Below are 18,639 nucleotides of genomic sequence, written 5' to 3'. Positions count from 1 at the left end.
ATTTTAACAGTTGTTTTAAATCAATAAAAAAGAGCCAATCCCTATAAATAGAGATTGACTCTTTACTTTACTCCCCTGTTTCAGAAAATCTTTTAATCCGTTCACCAATTTCATCACGAACACGTTGAAATTCAGACCACTCTTTTCCTGCTGGATCATCAAATCCCCAATGAACACGATTTACGTGTGGAGGTGTAGACGGACAAACAGAATCCGCATGACTACAAAGCGTAACGACTAAATCAGCATTATTTAAAATGTTTGCATCAATTATATCTGATGTTTGATTTGTTATGTCGATATTTACTTCGTTCATTGCTTTAATCGCATTTGGATTCACTCCATGTGCTTCAATGCCTGCAGAATATACATTCCACTTATCCCCTAAATATTGTTTCCCCCAAGCTTCTGCCATTTGGCTTCGGCATGAATTTCCTGTGCATAAAAAGTAAATTGTCTTTTTGTTTTCCATATTGTTTTCCACCTTTATTTTTAAATTTAGACTGATTGATCATTAAAATATTTACGTTTAAACCAAAAAGCGACATTTACAAGTGCAATCATGACAGGTACTTCGACTAATGGTCCAATGACAGCTGCGAATGCCGCGCCCGAATGAATACCAAACACACCAACCGCTACCGCAATCGCTAATTCGAAGTTATTACTACCTGCTGTAAATGCTAACGTTGTTGTTACCGGATAACTTGCACCAATTTTTCTTCCCATAAAGAAAGAAACGAAAAACATAACGATAAAATAAATGAATAACGGAATCGCTATTCTTACTACATCTAGTGGTACACTCACAATCATTTCCCCTTTTAAAGAGAACATAACGATGATTGTAAATAGCAATGCAATTAATGTAAGTGGACTAATTTTAGGTATAAACACCTTTTCATACCATAGTCTGCCTTTTAACTTCACGAATACAAATCGTGTCAACATACCCGCAATAAAAGGAATTCCTAAATAGATAAATACTGATCTCGCCACTTCTGCCATTGTAATACTAACGATAGCTCCTTCAATTCCTAACCATTCCGGGATTACTGTTACAAACACGTATGCATAAACTGAGAAGAATAACATTTGGAATACCGAGTTAAAAGCAACTAAACCTGCTGCATATTCTTTATCACCATCAGCTAGATCGTTCCAAACAATTACCATTGCAATGCAGCGGGCTAACCCAATCATAATGAGTCCGACCATATATTCTGGTTTATCAGGAAGAAAAATAATTGCTAAAACAAACATAAGTACCGGCCCAATAATCCAGTTTTGTACTAAAGATAGCACTAACACTTTTACATCTTTAAATACTCGGCCCATTTCCTCATAGCGAACTTTCGCTAATGGTGGATACATCATTACAATTAAACCAACAGCGAGCGGAATAGACGTCGTACCAACTTGTAATGCATTTAGTCCATCTACTACACTAGGGAATACAAACCCTAAACCAATCCCAACAGCCATCGCTAGAAAAATCCATAGTGTTAAATATCGGTCTAGAAATGATAAACGTTTCATTTTATTTTCCATCTCCTATTAACAACAAGAATTTTTAGCTGCCTCATTTGAAGTCGTACAACAAGATGACTCTTCTATTTTGTGAACATCACTATCTGCTTTCGTATAAAAGAACTCCCACTCGTTACCATCAGGATCCGTTACCCAAAACTTATCTTGCACCGCATAGCAACAAGTCGTATCCATCTCATCACGCGCAAAGAATCCCTCTTTTTCTAATCTTTCTTTATGTAATGTAATTTCTTCAGCTGTATCCACTTGGAAACCAAAATGATTTACTTGATTTCCCTTCACTTCATCTCGCACGTTCAACGTGAAATTAAGACCTTTGTTTTCTAATAAAAATTTTGCATAATCCGTTTTCACCTTAACTGGTGTTACACCGAATACCTTTTCATAAAATTCAATAGTCTTCTCTAAATTCGTAACGTTTATACCGACATGAACATATCTCATACCTTATTCCTCCTCTTTATATATCATTAATCAATTTTTTTTGATTAATAACTCAAAATTTTAACAACAACTACCTTTTCCTGTTTTTCTAAAGATACAGCACAATTCTTCTGATAATAAATTATTCACTTCCGCGTCATTTAAATCATAATAACTCCACGTACCTTTTGTTTCTTTTACAATTAAACCGGCCTCTAATAAAATCTTCAAGTGATAGGATAACTTAGATTGTGTCATCTCAAAAATCTCTGTTAAATCACATACACAAGTCTGGCCTCGCTGACAAAGTTCATACATAATCTCTAAACGCTTTTGATCCGCCAACGCTTTAAACTTTTTCTCATACAGTTGAAAATCTTGTGCCACTGTAGTTCACTTCCCTTCATCAACTTTTTTTGATATTTATAGTATATACGCTGGTGAGTTCTTTATGCAACAAGTTAATCAAGTTTTTTTGATTAATCAAAAAAACTTCCTCGCATCATAACTTTGCTACAAATAAAAAGGACCATAGCCTTTTCAAAATGAAAAACTACGGTTCTTGTTACAACTTAATAGTTACAATATTTCCGAGGAATGGAGTCTCTATAACTGTATTTAATTTTAATTTGATCGTTATCGAGTAGTGCCCCTATAAACAAAACCCACCAGAAACATCTAAAATCTGCCCTGTTACCCAGCGGCTATCAGGAGAAGCAAGGAATGCTACTGCATCTGCAATATCTTCAACTTGCCCTATTCGTCCGAACACAGATGAATTCGTAGCAAAATTTCGTATTTCTGGATTATCTAGCAATTTCGTATTCATATCTGTCTTCGTATATCCCGGCATAATTGTATTCACTGTTATACCTCTTTCTCCAAGATGTTTAGCTAGAGGAAGAGTCATCGTATTAAGCGCACCTTTACTTAAACCGTATGCAATTGATCCCGTAAAACCAAGCCGTACTTCGGCTGATGAAATGTTAATAATACGTCCTTGTTCTCGTAGAAGCGGTAATGTTTGCTGAATTAAGAAGAACGGTGCCTTAATATTTACGGACATAATTTCATCAAAAACTTCTTCAGTCGTATTTTCAATCGTTCCTTGTGTACCTATCCCTGCATTGTTTACTAAAATATCAATCTCTGATGTACCAACTTTTATTTGTAATTCATTCTTTAACTGTTCTACTAGCTTTTTGACACCATCAATTGAATTGAGATCAGCTTCAATTAAAAATGCCTTTCCTCCATTAGATTCAATCTCACTAATCGTTTCATCTGCAGCTTCCTTATTTCGGCCGTAGTGAATCGCAACTAATGCTCCATCTTTCGCCAATCTCATCGCAATCGCCCGACCAATACCGCGACTCGCCCCTGTTACTAACGCTACTTTCCCATCAAGATTCTTCATTTTCTCCATCCTTCCTAAATTTCCGTTTGATAAATGCTATACTTATATTTTCATACAAACACCAATAATTTTAAATATAGATTTATAGGCAATTTAATTCTTCCACTTATGATATTATAGTTATAATTTGCAATTTACTTTAGAAAATAAAAAAAGGTGGCTACACAATGCAAAACGCAGTAAAATTGGATGAAATCGATCATAAAATTATGAACTTGTTATATGAAAATGCGAGAATTTCCGTTTCAGAAATAGGACGGATCATATCCATGACGCAGCCTGCTGTAAAAGAGCGTATTAATAAACTTGAAGATCAAGGAGTTATAGCAGCTTACCGAACGAAATTTGAGCCTTCCAAAATTAATAAAAACATTCAAGCATTTATCATGTTTAAAACGAGCCAATGCTCTGATTTTATCCAATATTGTAATGCCGCTCCTGAAGTAACAGATTTATATCGAATTAGCGGGGAGTTTAATTATATGATGAAGGTCATGAGCGATTCGATGGATTCTCTCGCTACATTTTTAGACTCTTTAATGCAGTTTGGCTTATCATCTCCTTTAATTGTATTAAAGAATGAGTTTGAGGAGAAATTGTCGTTCTGATAAAGGGATACGTAACAGTAAAAGTTTTTCTTTCTTGAAAAAAACCAACAAAATCAATGATTAGTAAATAAAAAAGAACATTGATATTTCAATGTTCTTTTTTATATCTCTACTTATTAATTAGATTGCTCTTTGAAAAGAGCACCTTAATCCCCTCTACCCTTGATTCCTCTGCGCCTCTCTAAACTCCTCCTTCAACTTCTCTAACAACCCTTCTTCTGTAATTAATCGATACGCTGTATTCGCTAATGCTTTTGCCGATGTAACTAGCGCTTTATCTCCAAGTTCTGAACGTGCTGCTTCTCTAAATTCATTCGTATGCGCAATTAAGTCATCTGGACCGATTTTAATGTACGGGTGAATTGTCGGTACAACTTGGCTTACGTTTCCTGCGTCGGTTGAACCGATGCCAAGTCTTTCTTTACGATTTACGTCTTCACCTTGTAATTCTAGTTCTTCGGCTACGACGTCATTAAATGTTTTTGTTACGAGTAGTTCATCGATTTCATTTTGGAATTGATGAATTTTCACTTTCGTACCTGTTGCTAACGCTGCTCCCTCTGCGATGTTTCTTACTTTCTCTGTTACTTCCGCACATCTTTTTCTCGTTGCTGCACGGATGAAGAATCTTGCTGCAGCGTAGTCAGGAATAATGTTAGGTGCTTTTCCGCCCTCAGTAATAACACCATGAATTCTCACATCTGACGGAAGTTGTTGGCGAAGTGCGTTAATACTGTTGTACAGCTGAATAACCGCATCTAATGCGTTAATCCCTTCTTCAGGTGAAGCTGCAGCATGAGCTGTTTTTCCGTAAAAATGAAAATCAAGTGGATCGACTGCAAGTGAAGGACTCGTTGTCGCTGTTTTTCCGCTCGGATGAATCATAAGCGCCGCATCAACATCTTTAAATAAACCTGCCTTTACATAACTCGATTTTGCGCTACCGTTTGGCCCGCCTTCTTCTGCTGGTGTTCCGAACACGACAACTTCTCCACCAATTTCTTCAAGCGTTTCTGATAATGCGATTGCTGCTGCGACGCTAATTGTGCCAATTAAATTGTGACCACACGCATGACCGAGTCCTGGTAAAGCGTCATACTCCGCTAAAAATGCGATAACTGGCCCTTGCTTTCCTGAACTTTTCCGCGCGATAAAACCTGTTTCATGTCCAGCTATATTGTGTTGCAACTGAAATCCTGCACTACCTAGCAATAAACTTAACGTTCTTGATGCGTAAAATTCTTGATTACCAATCTCCGGATTCGCATGAATATCGTGACTTGTTTCTATGTACTTTTCCTTATTTCTTTCAATACTCTCTTCAATTGTTTTTCTTTGTGACGTTACTCCTATCGCTCCCATTTTTCTTCCCCCTTATATTTTCACATAAAAAAGCCTCTTTCTAAAAGATAGAAAGAGGCTTCTGTATATACAGTCAAAATGAGCTTCTTTCTTATCTTTCAAGTTACCTTGCTGGAATTGGCACAGTATTCATAAAGAATCCGCTGCCGAGGTATCGTAGGGCCAGTCCCTCCACCTCTCGTGATAAGAATTTTCATAAAATTATATTAAATTATTTTCATTCTAAGTTCATTTCAAATAAAAGTCAAGGAATTCCTATCCGAATTTACCGAATATCTAAAAATCCTTTTAATACGCCGATTGTCTCAGGTGCTTGCATCCTTGCACATATGTACGGAAATTCCGTACTACCTTCAAACATCATTTGAGATGTAAGCGGTGCCCCTGCCCAAAAGATTTCATCATCGATTACGATAAACGGGAAAGCTTTATTTTGTCTTTGTAACTTTACATTTTTTAACGGAACTGGTCCATCACTATACACTGTTATTTGTGCATTTGTACGCATTAACGCTTGCCAGACTCGTTTATCCACTTGCTTTGTACTTGGAAGTGAAATAATAATTTTTCGTTTTGCAGCTAAAATATCTTTCAATAACCCTTTCGGTTCTTCAAGATTCATTTCCATAAACCAGCGTAAACGTTTCGAAATTTTCCGCTCCCACAATTGTCTTGATGTCGTACGATCATACACATCTCCGTGACGTTCTATATGAGCTGTTAATTGTGATAACGCTTGTTTTCTTGAAAGATTTTTACGCATATAATGGCAATCCGATAATTGAATGAATTTCCCTCTCGCCCTTGTCACTGCAACGTTGACGAGGCGATGATTTTTATGGTCAAAGAATAACACGCCAGGTCGTTCTTGCGGATAACTATCAACCGTATCAAATATCATCATATCTCTTTCAGAACCTTGAAACTTATGAACCGTCGCCGCTAAAACTGGTATGTTTTGATATTTCGTTCTCTGCAACATTTCTCTAATACACGTTGATAAAAAACGGGATTGTGCCCTGTAAGGTGTAACAACACCGATCGATTGAACACCATCTAACAGTCCGATTAACATCATTTGCATCGCTACTAAACCAGACATAATGTTAAAACGAGAACCTGAAGCAGCGTCTTTTAACGAAAAGGCGCCCATTAAGCTCGTATCAAATAAAACACTTGCCTCATTTGCGAATGGTTGCAATTGCGCAAGTTCTTTACGTTCTGAAACAGACGGATGATCATATACTCTATTTTTATAAATAAATGAATTTGTAAACTTAGATATATCCGCATGCATACGTCTTTGTTCCTGCAACATAAAGAGATTCGGATGTGCTTCTGATTTATTGACAGACTCAACAATCCCGGCATGGTAAAACATATCTTCCCCAAGCCATTTTCGAACGAGTTCATGGTTCGCCATCGCAATTGGAGGTAATTGTAAAAAGTCACCACATACGACGATGCGTTTCCCAAGAGAAGCAGCTAATGCGATTTGCGGAACATATGCCATACTCACTTCATCTACGACAACTAAATCAAATGTACGCTCATAAATAAGTGAATCAATGGCACATTTCGATAAAGTTGCGCCGATTACTTTCGCATTTTCAATGTATTCTTTTTCTACTTCTTTAATTTTCGCTTTTTGCTTTCGAAGATCACTTTCAATCTCTTGTATACGCTTCTTATCAGCAGAAGTCGCTTTATATGATAAAATCTTTTCACGAAGATCTTGTCGTGTTTCCTCTAAATAGAGTCTTTCTTCTCCCCATGATCCGTTCGTCGTTTCAACTAACTTCGACGCAAGCAACGTTTCATGATTTCGTATATGTTCATGTTGACTAAAACCGTAACGAACAATTTCGCCAGGCGTCCATTTCTTTTTCTTCTCAATTTGCTTCGTTACTTCACTCATTAATACGTCCACTGCTGCGTTACTATGAGCTAACACAAGTACCGATTTTCCTTTTTGATAATGAGCCGAAATAATACGTGATAAATTGTAAGACTTCCCTGTTCCAGGTGGTCCCCATACGTACGTTGTCGGATTGTAAAATGAACGATATGCCAATTCATTTTTCGGATTTTTCATCTTCTCAATATGCTTCGGACTGCTCGTCCCATCAACAAGACGCTTTATACGATTACGTTTTAACTTATCTTTATGTGCCTCTTTCAATCGCTCTTGTAGTTGCTCTAGCAATTGCCACGGTTCACTGTATAAAACCGCTTCTCGTATTTCACCTTGTATATAATCATTTAATTTCAGTTCTATTTCTAATCCGTGTACAGATAATACTTCCCCTGTCGCTTCCTCACCATCAAATTCAATTCGAATTGGTGAACCTTCAGGTAAGCTTACTTCCGAAATAAGCTGAAATACGTATACTGTACTTTCATAATCTGTATATAAAAAACGACCGTTTATGATAGAAATTTTACTACCACCTATCGTTTTCCAATGTTTAATTTCATACGCTAATGCATAATGCCACTCTTTCATCGTTGCCGATAATGAAGGAGTTTGAGTAGGTGTATTCATCGTATAATCTCCTTCCGTCTCCCCAAACATACTTTCTCACTATACCATATAACACGCTAAAATTTGTAAGGTTTTTATCTTGCTTATTTTCTTAATTTTCAATAATATATTGTATATAATTTTCAGAAAGAAGGAATCCACATGCCAGTTAGAAGAATCGAACACGTTGGACTTATGGTTGCAAACTTAGAAACATCTATTTCATTTTATGAAGAAGTAGTTGGCTTACAGCTCATTAAACGTATGGGTCACCCGAATCCCGACTTAAAACTCGCTTTTTTAGGTGTGGAAGAATCGAAGGAAACGATACTTGAATTAATTGAAGGTTATAACTCTTCTCTTCCGGCAGAAGGAAAAGTACATCACATTTGCTTTAAAGTGGATTCATTAGAAGAGGAAATCGAAAGACTAAAGAAACACGAAATAACTTTTTTACTGGGAGAAGAAATTGAAACATTACCAGATGGAACACGTTACATATTCTTCGCTGGTCCTGATGGAGAATGGATTGAGTTTTTTGAAACGGAGAGATAAAGTAAACCTTTATTTTGCGGGATACAAAAAGAGCCGGAATTCCGGCCCTTGTTTTTAAACCAGTAACAATAAAACATACCTTCAATCCGAAGACTCACCTATATTCAAAACAATCCTTTTGTTAGGAGTAGAGAATGATAAATACAGTCTATATCATTATTTTTTGGATTCTTATACTATTTCCAATCCTGTATGTAATTAAGATAAAGCGTTGGAATATAAAAGTAGCTGCCGTATTTGTTGGAAGAATTCTATTAAGTATGATCCTTTTCATAAATGGAATAGTGTTAGGAATGCAACGAAATTGGTCAGAGCCTCCCTATGAAACAGAATGGGATTTCTTTATAAAGTCTTTGCAACACTGGAAAACTGACGCACTTATAGAAGTATTACTTCTAATTATTATCATTACTTTAGATTTAGCAGTTATATTTTATTATAGAAATAAAAAGAAATAGGATATTCTCTCCTATTTCTTTTCTTAATGGGATGCTACCCTATTATGTAAATATGCTATCTATTAGGCGTTTCAAACCTTTTGCCATACCTTTAAATGCCCATAACAGTTTAAGGAAAACTTTGAAAATAGAATCCCATATGACTTCGCTAAAAATAAAGTCTAAAGATTTTCGTAAACAGTCTTTAGGGGATTTAAACTTACTCCATCCTTGTTTCAACATAACTCCCCCTCTTTTCTTATTTAAATCAAATGTTATTTTATTGATTTTTTCTAAACAATTTTCTAAATAAAAATACTAATCCACTTAAAGTTAAAACAGTAATAATAGTTCCTGGAATTCCAAAACCGTTTAACATATTAAATCTCTTTTTTCAGCTTGGATTTACTGTGAAAATAACTATTTGAATGATTAACAATAACTCCACGCCATGTAGACCTCTAATACATTATAACGATTTTTCATTATATTCTAAATATATGAATTGAATTTTGTTTTTGAAAATCATTAAATAAATTAAGTCCCTACTGCTAATAACGATAATTATGTAAGGAAGCTGTCCATATGGATAGCTTCCTTTATTTTTTACTTAGCGTGTTTTTTCATCTCTTCTTATTAATCTAGGCAGTGTAATATTTATAACAATAATATGTAGTAGGTACTCTTAGGTTGATGGCGATGTGGTGGTGTCCCTAATACGGTACAACTTTTTTATAAGTGGTTGTAAGGTTCTACGTTTTTGGCCATTCTGTACATCGATAACGTTGGTTTATTTATTTCACCTGTAATTTGATAGCCTCTCCTCTGATACAATTTAATGGCAAGTTTGTTTTCTTTCTTTACCGTCAGAGAACATTTGGCAAAGCCTTGCAGGGTAGCCTGTTCCTCAGCAAACTCAAGTAGTCTGGTACCTATCCCCAGTCCTCGACTTTCGGGCAATAAAGCGATTGTTCCGATGTGAAACTCGTCCTCTTCTCCCTCCTTCGAGGTAACCATGGAATAAAGCATTTTGATATTCAGAATGTTATAAAAAACAAAACCAAACTTGCGGAATGAAAGCAGCTGTTTAAAAGTGGGCCAGGCAAGACGATTTAAAACGGGGATGGGATAGCAAGTAATCATCCCTAAAGTTTTCCCGTCCATTTGAGCTTCATAAGCGTATTGATGACTAAAACGGTTGTTCCCCTGCCGCCATAGCTTACAAAATGTCTCTTCGACTGTGTTCTTCTCCTCAGATCCTGCAAGTGGAAACGCCATGTATTCCAATGCCATTACATTTAGCTTGGCACCGACCATGGATTGATGATCAGCCTTTACAATAGAGATTTGATTCATCCCCCATTACTCCTTTTCGCTTTTTATAATTATTGATGTTAATTATCATGAATTTGTATCAGTTCACTCCTCTCTCAACTCATCCTTAGCTTTGAAACCATAATAAAATGTATTTAAAACAAGCTCTGCAGCAGATTTTTTAGCCATATTTCCTTCATATACCTGTTCCCAAGTATGGAAAAGCAAGGCATACAGCGTATTCAAAATCCACTCGCTGCTAACTGTTTGCTGAAAAAACCTCTTTGTTGTAACAGCTCAATAACGTGTCGTACGTTAAGAAAATTGACTTTAACATTTCATTATAAAGAGGTTCCTTCATTAAAACTTTCTTTAATAATTATTTCTTATTTGGAATTTTGCCCCAATAAGTGAAGTACCGTAACAACAATTCAACAGGTCCCATATTAAAAGACCTTAACCACATTATGCTAAAAACAATTAGAATAGTATGGATAATGAAGCAGATAATTAATGAATTAATAGGTACACTACCAATGATGAGACTAAACCCAATTAGTAAGACACTTTGTGCCAGATAATTTGTTAAAGACATTTGTCCATAATATTTTATTGGAGAAAATATTACTTTAGCTTTATCCCATTGTAAAATAATTAGAAGAAAGCTAATAATCATTGAAGAAACTATATAATCTTCTAATATTTCATGGCCTGCAGGAGTAATGACAATTAACTTTTGAATATAAAATAGAGATAGATAAGCAAAAATAGTAACTATTAAGAAAATCGAAATATACTTTAATTTCCCATAGATATTTTCAAAAAATTTAAATTGCCCCATCGTAAACCCTAGCATCATCAATGATAACCAATTACTTATGTTTGAGAGTAATTCTAGCCATACTATCCTTTCACCATAAACAGGTTGACAAAATGCTGTAACTATAGATAAAACAATTAGTGTAATCGTTACAATTAAGTTATTCCATTTTTTACATTTAAAAAACATAGCAATAAATAGGCCAAGTACAGCATACACCATTAACACATCGTTAATCCCAGATGGTGCATAAAATATATGGATAAGTCCTAGTACAAATAAAAATCCTATTCTTCGTAAAAATAAAAGGTATCTATTTTTTGTTTTTTGTTTGGATCGATTCATAAAAAGATAACTACCAAATCCAAATAAGAAGAATAGGATAGGGTAAAATTTTCTGTTAAAAATTGAATATAATTCATCATGGAATTCATTATTAACACCTACATTATTCATAACCTGATAACTATTCACAAGAAGAACTCCCAACAAGGCAAATCCTCGTAAGTAATCCATTGTATCTATTCTTATATACGCATTTAATTTATTCATTTGGAATCTCCTAATACACTTAAAGGTTATTTTACAAAAATAAAAATGTGCCTCTGTAAATTTAAATATCCCTACCAATAAAAGATTTATTAACTATTAGAAACAGACTTAATGTTTTTATTTTTATCAGCTCCTTTTTTTATTTTCCACACTGAGCTTTAGCACGCTGAAAGCAACTGCATTGTAGGGAACATGGTCTAAAACAACCTAATTCAAGTAGCTTCACTTTTAGCCGTTTTCAATCAGAATTACTTGTGAATGGTTTAATCCACCTACAAAAAAACTACATGCTTCAGTGTATAGGCGTTTAACATCTTAAAGATATACGTTATTTATGTTTAATTACATGACTGTCCCCTTACAAATTGGAAAATAATCTTACTAAATTGTAATAATACGTGTCATGACCCATCGTTTAACCGACAATCAAATACAAATACGTTTGAAAAATTAAGCAATGCGTAAGAAAGCCGATTTTCTGTATACTAAAGAACAAAAAAACGGCTTTCTTTCTTACTTTTATTTACATTTAAGTGGAGATATACGCTAAATCAATTTTGTAGAACTTTATACAATTAGAAGGCAAAGAAAAAGTCGAGTTTCTAAGAATCGACTTTTTTATATAGCATATTACAGGCTTAATTTGTTCTTTCTAATGTACTCTTCCATAGCTTCATAGGAAAGGATAGCGATGAGATATTCCTTTTATTTGTCCCGTATCGATACGCGAGAAACAACATTATTTATTATTCTCCAAAAGAATAACAAAAACGAACCTATTTCAGGTCTTTTCTTGTATTTTCTCTGTTATAATCCTTTAAAAACAGCTTAGGCCATACAATCTGCACTCCCACTAGTTACTAAATGATAGATTTGTTCATATTTTTGTAACATATATAGACGGGTATATATGCTACAATAAACTTAGCAAATTACAAATAAATTTGCATTTCCTGTGCCCCTTACCTCCCAGTAAGGGGCGTACCCATTTACAAGTCACTATTTCAATACAATTTTTTAAAAGTACTTTCACATCAATTTCACAAATTCAAAAACTCTCAAATGTTACACTTCATACATCCTTTTTCAAGGACTATATGCCGATACGTGAATCTCTATCTATATAGGGATTTTTTTGTGCGAAATCCCCCTCACCTTCAATTTAAGAATTCAAAAAAGAAGGGGATTATCCCCCTTCTTTTTAAGCTTGCTCCGACTGTCGGAATTATTTAGTATAACCACGATTCAGTTCCGTTAACTTTTCATTAATGTTAAAAATTCTTACTCTAATATCTTTAACACCTGCTGCTTCAAGTCTGTTTTTGTGCATTTCAGCGTATTTTTCAGCATCTTGTTTTTCTTCAAATACATAAATGCCTCCAGCTTCTTTTGTTTCTCGATTCTCTGTCCATATTTTCCAGTGGAATCCTTCTTCTTCGTTAATACTTTTTGCTAAATCCCAAAATCCTTTTTCCATTTCTTCACCAAAAGGACCTTCAAAAGGAAAATCAACTTGTAATAAATATGCCATTTTCAATCACTCCTATTTTTAATATAAAATTCATCAGGAATTCCTTTGGATAAAAAATCTTTCCATAGCTTTTAAATCAATCAGGTTTTCATCTGATAAGATCTGGAACGACAAGTTATTTTCCAATGACACATTCCTTAAGAATTGTCAGGTTAATTATTTTTCACCTAAATATATTCATACTACTAATTAATAAGCAACGCTATGAGTAGTGCCGACACACTCAAGATGCACGTTAAGGTACGCGTGTGATTCAGCAACGTCCAACGGGATTCAAATTCGACTCTGAGTTCATCCCATCCAGAATCTCTTACAGGTAGTTCAGCTGAGATAATCGCTCTATTCATCGGAAGATTTCCTGTGAAAGTGATTAGTAGAGTGGCAACATAACTAATCAATGCGATTGATCCTAAAATGACTTTATCAAATTGCTGTAGGTAAACGGCTAATACAACAAAACCGATCTGCGCTATAAGAGCTCCGTTTGAAATAAAGAGAAAAATCGGATTAGCCACTGATGAAGTAAAGTGTCTAACCGAAAGAACGAAAGTACGATCATCCGAATTACGCAGACCAGGCATGACAGAATTAGAGTATGCAAAAACAGTTCCAGCAACAATACTTGTTGTCAATATAGCAAGAAACGCTAAGACTTTGAAAAATAATAACTCATTCATACGTTTTCACACTCCCTATCTATAAAATAATTACAAAACGATATCACCTTGAACGCATAAAGTTTAACAGTTTTCAGTTATGTTAAAAAAATATGATACAAACTGATCCCTAAACTAAGGACAAACAAAACAAGTGCAGGTATCGCTTTCTTAAAGGGATCTTTCGCTAATACAATAAGAGTTAATGCAGCTGCAAGCATCGTGCCGCCTAACAACAATCCTGCCCATAAAGCCGCCATTGGGAACCAAATTCCTATCAACATTCCAATCGCTCCTACAATCTCAAAAGCCCCAGTTAAGAAATTAAAAAACGAAGGTAAACCAAATCGTTTGAACTCATCTGCCATTTTCCCAGATATAATTTTCGTACCTGTCATTATAAAGAACAGAAACAATACAACTTTTACTACATTGATTAATATTAAAATAGCAATCACATCTTTCTTATTTATTTGATAAATTTATATGCTGCAGCATATATAATACAAAAATTTGACTGGTACTAGGCAAAAAAAGTAATCCTGAATCAGATAACATACAAAATAAAGCTATCTCCACCATTCCTCGAAACAAACAAAATTATATGCTATAGCATATATAATACCTAAAACAAAGGTTGTTCCTTATAAATAGCATAGCATCAATAAGGAACAACTATTAATAACGTGTATCATACAATTTGTTTAATAACGATTGTAATACTTTAATCTCTTCCTCGCTCAAATTACTCGTAACGAAATGGTGAGCGTCTGTCACTACAGGCAAGATTGTTTTCTTTAACTCGTCACCTTTTTCAGTTAAAAAAAGGTTGTGTGAACGCCTATCTTGGTCATTCAAAGCCTTCTTTACAATCCCTTTTCTCTCCATTGACTGTATCATTCTTACGACAGTAGTTTGATCTTTATCAATAGCTTCTGCTAACTCTTTTTGAGTAGTCGCCCTTTGGCTACAAAGAACACTAATAATCCCCCACTGCTCTGGCGTAACTCCAAAAGGCTTTAATTTCTTCGTAAAATAATTGGTCATTTTCACATCAGTACGATGAACAAGATAGCCTATTAAATCATGTAAGTTCATGTTTCACCTCTATAAATTAAGATATAAAAGGGTACAGCATACCAGTCAATTCTTCACAGTGAATTTGTTTGTTTCACTATATATGCTATGACATATATATTAAATTAGGTCATTTTAATTGTCAAATGAATTACTTATTATTATTCTACAGTATCAGTCCAGCTTATTAAAAATAAGGAAATCCCGTATTTAATAAAAATACGGGATTTTTATAAATGAGTTATTCACTTATTCGAAAGAAGTTCATTCGTTACATATTGCTTATCTAATTAAGAAAAATTCATATACCAGCCCAAACATCTTTTCCATATCGCCCTTCATCTTGCACATGTTCCAACCAATTCCTTGCTTCTTGTTCACTAACTTCATGAATTTCTTGATATGCTTGACAAAGGGTATCTTCTACGTCAGGAGCCATTTTACTTCCATCACCACATATATAAAGATGAGCCCCATTATCTAATAACGAAATTAAATTCATTCTATCTTGTTTTATTAAATGCTGTACATATGTTTTAGGATGTCCTTCTAAGCGAGAAAAAGCTGTGTGTAAAGAGATTAATCCATCTCTTTCATCATTTTCTAGTTCTGTACGATAGAGATAATCCTTTTCAGGATGACGACACCCAAAGTATAGATGTGCTTGTCCTAAGTTCATACCTTTTTGCTTTTGAACGCGACGCGCTTGTAAGAATCCACGGAATGGTGCAATTCCAGTACCTGGCCCAACCATGATAATTGGTGTTTCTGGATTTTCAGGTAATTGAAAGTTTGATTGTGGCGTTCGAATGAAACAAATAATCTCATCTTTATTATGACGCTGAGCTAAATAATTAGAAGCGACTCCTTCATATGTCCCTTCCCCACTCCATGCAGGCGCATGAACAACACCAACCGTAATACTCAGACGATCCTGTGCAACGAGTGGAGAGCTTGAAATAGAATAGTAACGCGGTTTGAGCGCCGGAAGAAGTTCTAAAAAGCGTTCAAATCGAATTTCACAAGCCTCATACTTTTCAAGAAGATCCAACATTGAAACACGTTTCTTTAATATTTGTTCATGATAAACTCCGTCTTCCAATAATGATTCCAATTCCTTTTTATGAGGAGGGCATGCTGTGAATATCACCATTTCTCGTATTTGTGCTCGAGTGGCTGCTTCTTGAACTTCAACACTATAACTAAGAAGGTTATATAAACTAACAGGACTGTCTAAAGGTATGTGATTTACACTGCGTCCACTTGCACTCAGTATGACTTGATCCTTCCCATTTAATCCAAAGCGTTTTAAAATTCGGTTGACATTTTTCTCACTATTAATTGGCAGCACCCCAAGGTGGTCACCTTCTTGATACGTAGCACCTTCTGGCAAAGATATCTCAATATGTCGCGTGCTTCTTTCACTGCTAGATGATTGAAGTTCACGATTTTCTAATATAGATGCATAAACTGCTTCATATGTTCGCGCAAGAGGAGATCCTCCAACACGGCTGACAAATTGCAGACTCAAAGTACTGCGCTCTTTCTCAATGTTTTTGTTAAATTCCAATCCAAATGCCTTCATCGCATCAGACCACATACTTTGTTTCCATTGCTCGAGCTGTTCCTCGAAATCACCACTTGCATCCGCTTCTCCACGTGTAGAAAATCTTGTTGCTCCTTTTTGAGCCATTTGCTCATCAATGTATCTTGGAATTCGCTGATAAGTACTAGCCCAATTATGATCTCCACAACCAAAAACTGCGTATTGAACACCTTTTAGCTCATCCGGTTTTAATTCCTCCAACCACTGCACAAACTGTCCTGCATTACTTGGCGGCTTTCCATTATAAGAAGAAGTTACAATAAGAACCGCCCCTTCTTTTGGCAGACTTCCAATTCGATCGTTAAGAGCTACCACTTCCGTTTGAACACCTTCTAAACTAGCTGTATCTGCTAGTTCTCTTGCAATACCTTCTGCTACCCCGGTATCCGAGCCATACAGAACAAGCAGCGAAAGATTATCTGCCCCAATAATAGAAGGAGTCTTCTGAACTTGCTGCTTGATTTCATGGTTTTTCAGTTTCTCCTCTGTAGGCGCAAGAACAGTAGTATGACTGATAGTTTGATTTCGGGGTAGAATCCTAATTTTAAAATCACCAGGCTTTAGCGTTAATGTTTGTTTTACGTCCAGCTGATAGTCTTCATAATCAATGAATTCAAAATGTTGAAGAAGCATTCCCATTACGAGTGTGGCTTCATGAAGTGCAAACTGCATACCGATACATGCTCTCTGACCATTTCCAAATGGCTTATAAGCATGATGAGGAACCTTATCCATCTCTTCAAATCGTTCAGGTTGGAATTCTTCCACATTGTCTCCCCACGCATCTTTATCCCTATGTAGCTGAGGAATAAGAACAGAAATACGATCTTCTCCTTTCTTAATTGGGTATTTCCCACCAATTACTGTATCTTCTTTTGCATAGAGACTGAATGCTGGAGCAGTAGGCCATAGACGTAGCGATTCATTTAAAACCATCCGTATATACTTTAGTTTCATAACTTGTTGGTATGTTGGAGTGGGATCTGTTAAAACCCGATCTACTTCTTCATAGGCTTTTTTCAATTTATCTGGATTCTTTAATAAAAAATAGATTGCAAAAGATAACAATCCACTTGTTGTCTCATGCCCAGCTATTAAAAAGGTAATAATTTGAAAACGAATATTTTCATCATCTAATTTTTCACCAGTTTCCGGATCCTGCACATTTAACATACGGGAAAGTAAATCATTTTCTTCCTGATTCCCATTACTTTTACGTTCAGCAATAATATTATCTACTAAAGAAAACATAGATTGAATATCATGCTGAAATTGACGTTTCGTTCTCCACATAAGTTTGTCTTCTATATCCAGCCGCTGCAATTGGTGCATCGCCTCATCTAGAGCACGGCTCATGCTAGTAATAAAAGGATGAGGGGTCTCACGATAAAAGCTATTAAATCGGTAATTAAAACCACACAGACCAATTGTATCTAATGTAAGGCGAGTCATATCCTCCGGAACATCTACGTTTTCATTCGGATTAAGCCGTGCCCATTTTTGAACGAGTTGTACAGCAATATCGACCATCATGGCATGATAGTCTTTCATTGCCCGTTGGCTAAATGTAGGCATCAAAATATTATGAGCTTTTTTCCAGTTCGGCTCGTGAGTCTCGCTTGTAAATAATCCGTCACCAGCAAAGGCACGAACCTTTGCTAAAGCACCCTCTATACTTTTATCGAACCGTGTTTCGTCACAGACTTCTGCTACCAGTTCATGTCCAGAAACGACAATGATGGTATCACTTAAAGTTTGAATTTGAAAAATGGGACCATACTCTTCCGCCAGCTTAATAAACGATAGAGTCGGTTTATCTTTATTGATTAATGGGAGATTACCCAGCGGTCCATATGTTTTCGGCTGAGGAATGGCAGATACTTTTTTATCCATTAAAAACACCCTTTCAAAAAAGCATGAAATAAAATATCCCATTCAATAAAAAGAAGATAGCAATGAATCGCCTGGGATAAAGATATGTAATTGATTACCTTATTTTATCTTTTCCCTAACTATTCACGATTATGATATTGCTTATAAGGTTGGTAATCTAAGTTGTTGGTTGATATTGGATTTATAACTTGCAGAAAAAAATACTAAATTAAAATGAAGCGTATTATTATAATGTTTATCAAAAATTAAGAGCTAAAAATTGTAGTATTGGGAAAACCAGTAGTTTCTAATGTCAATCCAAACAAATACGATA

General features: G+C 35.3%; 18 protein-coding genes, 1 pseudogene and 1 riboswitch. Of the genes and pseudogenes, 3 read left to right on the top strand and 16 right to left on the bottom strand.

Annotated features, from left to right (window positions below; genetic code table 11):
* Positions 1 to 67: 67 nt before the first annotated feature.
* The 5 genes from arsC to KVT31_RS17660 form a co-directional block, all read right to left on the bottom strand.
* Complete coding sequence (gene arsC, locus KVT31_RS17680; RefSeq protein ID WP_088096915.1) at positions 68 to 472, bottom strand: arsenate reductase (thioredoxin); 405 nt, start codon at positions 470 to 472, stop codon at positions 68 to 70.
* Between the two features lie 26 nt (positions 473 to 498).
* Complete coding sequence (gene arsB / locus KVT31_RS17675) at positions 499 to 1,539, bottom strand: ACR3 family arsenite efflux transporter (protein ID WP_088096916.1); 1,041 nt, start codon at positions 1,537 to 1,539, stop codon at positions 499 to 501.
* Positions 1,540 to 1,557: 18 nt separating this feature from the next.
* Positions 1,558 to 1,995 carry an ArsI/CadI family heavy metal resistance metalloenzyme gene (locus tag KVT31_RS17670; RefSeq protein ID WP_088096917.1) on the bottom strand — a complete coding sequence of 146 codons (438 nt, stop codon included), beginning with the start codon at positions 1,993 to 1,995 and terminating at the stop codon, positions 1,558 to 1,560.
* Between the two features lie 60 nt (positions 1,996 to 2,055).
* Positions 2,056 to 2,361: an arsenical resistance operon transcriptional regulator ArsR gene (gene arsR, locus KVT31_RS17665; protein ID WP_000046016.1), complete on the bottom strand. Its 306-nt coding sequence runs from the start codon at positions 2,359 to 2,361 to the stop codon at positions 2,056 to 2,058.
* 265 nt (positions 2,362 to 2,626) lie between these two features.
* Positions 2,627 to 3,391 carry an SDR family oxidoreductase gene (locus tag KVT31_RS17660; protein ID WP_140392488.1) on the bottom strand — a complete coding sequence of 255 codons (765 nt, stop codon included), beginning with the start codon at positions 3,389 to 3,391 and terminating at the stop codon, positions 2,627 to 2,629.
* Positions 3,392 to 3,558: 167 nt separating this feature from the next.
* Between KVT31_RS17660 and KVT31_RS17655 the strand changes: the two genes are divergently transcribed.
* Positions 3,559 to 3,999, top strand: coding sequence for an Lrp/AsnC family transcriptional regulator (locus tag KVT31_RS17655; protein ID WP_088096919.1), 441 nt, complete (start codon positions 3,559 to 3,561; stop codon positions 3,997 to 3,999).
* A 156-nt stretch (positions 4,000 to 4,155) separates the two neighbouring features.
* Here the strand turns inward: KVT31_RS17655 and KVT31_RS17650 are convergent, their stop codons facing one another.
* Both KVT31_RS17650 and KVT31_RS17645 read right to left on the bottom strand, forming a co-directional pair.
* Entirely contained in the window at positions 4,156 to 5,361 is a 1,206-nt protein-coding gene (locus tag KVT31_RS17650) for a M20 family metallopeptidase (RefSeq protein WP_088096920.1), read from the bottom strand.
* An 88-nt stretch (positions 5,362 to 5,449) separates the two neighbouring features.
* Positions 5,450 to 5,551, bottom strand: a riboswitch (SAM riboswitch).
* Between the two features lie 75 nt (positions 5,552 to 5,626).
* Complete coding sequence (locus KVT31_RS17645) at positions 5,627 to 7,936, bottom strand: AAA domain-containing protein (RefSeq protein ID WP_140392489.1); 2,310 nt, start codon at positions 7,934 to 7,936, stop codon at positions 5,627 to 5,629.
* Positions 7,937 to 8,047: 111 nt separating this feature from the next.
* Here KVT31_RS17645 and KVT31_RS17640 point away from each other — a divergent pair, with 111 nt between their 5' ends.
* Together KVT31_RS17640 and KVT31_RS17635 are read left to right on the top strand one after the other, a co-directional pair.
* Positions 8,048 to 8,440 carry a VOC family protein gene (locus KVT31_RS17640; RefSeq protein WP_088096922.1) on the top strand — a complete coding sequence of 131 codons (393 nt, stop codon included), beginning with the start codon at positions 8,048 to 8,050 and terminating at the stop codon, positions 8,438 to 8,440.
* 134 nt (positions 8,441 to 8,574) lie between these two features.
* Complete coding sequence (locus KVT31_RS17635; RefSeq protein WP_088096923.1) at positions 8,575 to 8,898, top strand: hypothetical protein; 324 nt, start codon at positions 8,575 to 8,577, stop codon at positions 8,896 to 8,898.
* Positions 8,899 to 8,940: 42 nt separating this feature from the next.
* On the opposite strand, the gene KVT31_RS17630 is transcribed toward KVT31_RS17635, so the two are convergent.
* The 9 genes and pseudogenes from KVT31_RS17630 to cypD all read right to left on the bottom strand — a co-directional run bounded on the left by KVT31_RS17630 (position 8,941) and on the right by cypD (position 18,326).
* Positions 8,941 to 9,120 carry a hypothetical protein gene (locus tag KVT31_RS17630; protein ID WP_088096924.1) on the bottom strand — a complete coding sequence of 60 codons (180 nt, stop codon included), beginning with the start codon at positions 9,118 to 9,120 and terminating at the stop codon, positions 8,941 to 8,943.
* A gap of 489 nt (positions 9,121 to 9,609) precedes the next feature.
* On the bottom strand, positions 9,610 to 10,233 hold the full coding sequence (locus KVT31_RS17625) for a GNAT family N-acetyltransferase (RefSeq protein WP_088096925.1): 624 nt from the start codon (positions 10,231 to 10,233) through the stop codon (positions 9,610 to 9,612).
* Positions 10,234 to 10,296: 63 nt separating this feature from the next.
* Positions 10,297 to 10,505 (bottom strand): annotated as a pseudogene (locus KVT31_RS17620) (TetR/AcrR family transcriptional regulator); the annotation flags it as partial.
* 65 nt (positions 10,506 to 10,570) lie between these two features.
* On the bottom strand, positions 10,571 to 11,563 hold the full coding sequence (locus KVT31_RS17615) for a DUF418 domain-containing protein (RefSeq protein ID WP_088096926.1): 993 nt from the start codon (positions 11,561 to 11,563) through the stop codon (positions 10,571 to 10,573).
* 1,225 nt (positions 11,564 to 12,788) lie between these two features.
* Complete coding sequence (locus KVT31_RS17610; RefSeq protein ID WP_088096927.1) at positions 12,789 to 13,094, bottom strand: monooxygenase; 306 nt, start codon at positions 13,092 to 13,094, stop codon at positions 12,789 to 12,791.
* A gap of 185 nt (positions 13,095 to 13,279) precedes the next feature.
* Entirely contained in the window at positions 13,280 to 13,771 is a 492-nt protein-coding gene (locus KVT31_RS17605; protein ID WP_088096928.1) for an anthrone oxygenase family protein, read from the bottom strand.
* Between the two features lie 77 nt (positions 13,772 to 13,848).
* Positions 13,849 to 14,205 carry a DoxX family protein gene (locus KVT31_RS17600; RefSeq protein ID WP_088096951.1) on the bottom strand — a complete coding sequence of 119 codons (357 nt, stop codon included), beginning with the start codon at positions 14,203 to 14,205 and terminating at the stop codon, positions 13,849 to 13,851.
* A 223-nt stretch (positions 14,206 to 14,428) separates the two neighbouring features.
* Positions 14,429 to 14,848, bottom strand: coding sequence for a MarR family winged helix-turn-helix transcriptional regulator (locus KVT31_RS17595; protein ID WP_001048550.1), 420 nt, complete (start codon positions 14,846 to 14,848; stop codon positions 14,429 to 14,431).
* Positions 14,849 to 15,128: 280 nt separating this feature from the next.
* On the bottom strand, positions 15,129 to 18,326 hold the full coding sequence (gene cypD, locus KVT31_RS17590) for a bifunctional P-450/NADPH--P450 reductase (protein WP_088096929.1): 3,198 nt from the start codon (positions 18,324 to 18,326) through the stop codon (positions 15,129 to 15,131).
* Between the last annotated feature and the right edge of the window lie 313 nt (positions 18,327 to 18,639).

The sequence above is a fragment of the Bacillus sp. GbtcB14 genome, from assembly GCF_019091205.1.
GTDB lineage: Bacteria > Bacillota > Bacilli > Bacillales > Bacillaceae_G > Bacillus_A > Bacillus_A cereus_AG.
This window is presented reverse-complemented; position numbering and strand designations above follow the sequence as displayed.

Coding starts and splice junctions, on each gene's coding strand:
- arsC (WP_088096915.1), bottom strand. CDS start 472: ATGGAAAACAAAAAGACAATTTACTTTTTATGCACAGGAAATTCATGC.
- arsB (WP_088096916.1), bottom strand. CDS start 1,539: ATGAAACGTTTATCATTTCTAGACCGATATTTAACACTATGGATTTTT.
- KVT31_RS17670 (WP_088096917.1), bottom strand. CDS start 1,995: ATGAGATATGTTCATGTCGGTATAAACGTTACGAATTTAGAGAAGACT.
- KVT31_RS17660 (WP_140392488.1), bottom strand. CDS start 3,391: ATGAAGAATCTTGATGGGAAAGTAGCGTTAGTAACAGGGGCGAGTCGC.
- KVT31_RS17655 (WP_088096919.1), top strand. CDS start 3,559: ATGCAAAACGCAGTAAAATTGGATGAAATCGATCATAAAATTATGAAC.
- KVT31_RS17650 (WP_088096920.1), bottom strand. CDS start 5,361: ATGGGAGCGATAGGAGTAACGTCACAAAGAAAAACAATTGAAGAGAGT.
- KVT31_RS17645 (WP_140392489.1), bottom strand. CDS start 7,936: ATGTTTGGGGAGACGGAAGGAGATTATACGATGAATACACCTACTCAA.
- KVT31_RS17640 (WP_088096922.1), top strand. CDS start 8,048: ATGCCAGTTAGAAGAATCGAACACGTTGGACTTATGGTTGCAAACTTA.
- KVT31_RS17635 (WP_088096923.1), top strand. CDS start 8,575: ATGATAAATACAGTCTATATCATTATTTTTTGGATTCTTATACTATTT.
- KVT31_RS17630 (WP_088096924.1), bottom strand. CDS start 9,120: ATGTTGAAACAAGGATGGAGTAAGTTTAAATCCCCTAAAGACTGTTTA.
- KVT31_RS17625 (WP_088096925.1), bottom strand. CDS start 10,233: ATGAATCAAATCTCTATTGTAAAGGCTGATCATCAATCCATGGTCGGT.
- KVT31_RS17615 (WP_088096926.1), bottom strand. CDS start 11,563: ATGAATAAATTAAATGCGTATATAAGAATAGATACAATGGATTACTTA.
- KVT31_RS17610 (WP_088096927.1), bottom strand. CDS start 13,094: ATGGCATATTTATTACAAGTTGATTTTCCTTTTGAAGGTCCTTTTGGT.
- KVT31_RS17605 (WP_088096928.1), bottom strand. CDS start 13,771: ATGAATGAGTTATTATTTTTCAAAGTCTTAGCGTTTCTTGCTATATTG.
- KVT31_RS17595 (WP_001048550.1), bottom strand. CDS start 14,848: ATGAACTTACATGATTTAATAGGCTATCTTGTTCATCGTACTGATGTG.
- cypD (WP_088096929.1), bottom strand. CDS start 18,326: ATGGATAAAAAAGTATCTGCCATTCCTCAGCCGAAAACATATGGACCG.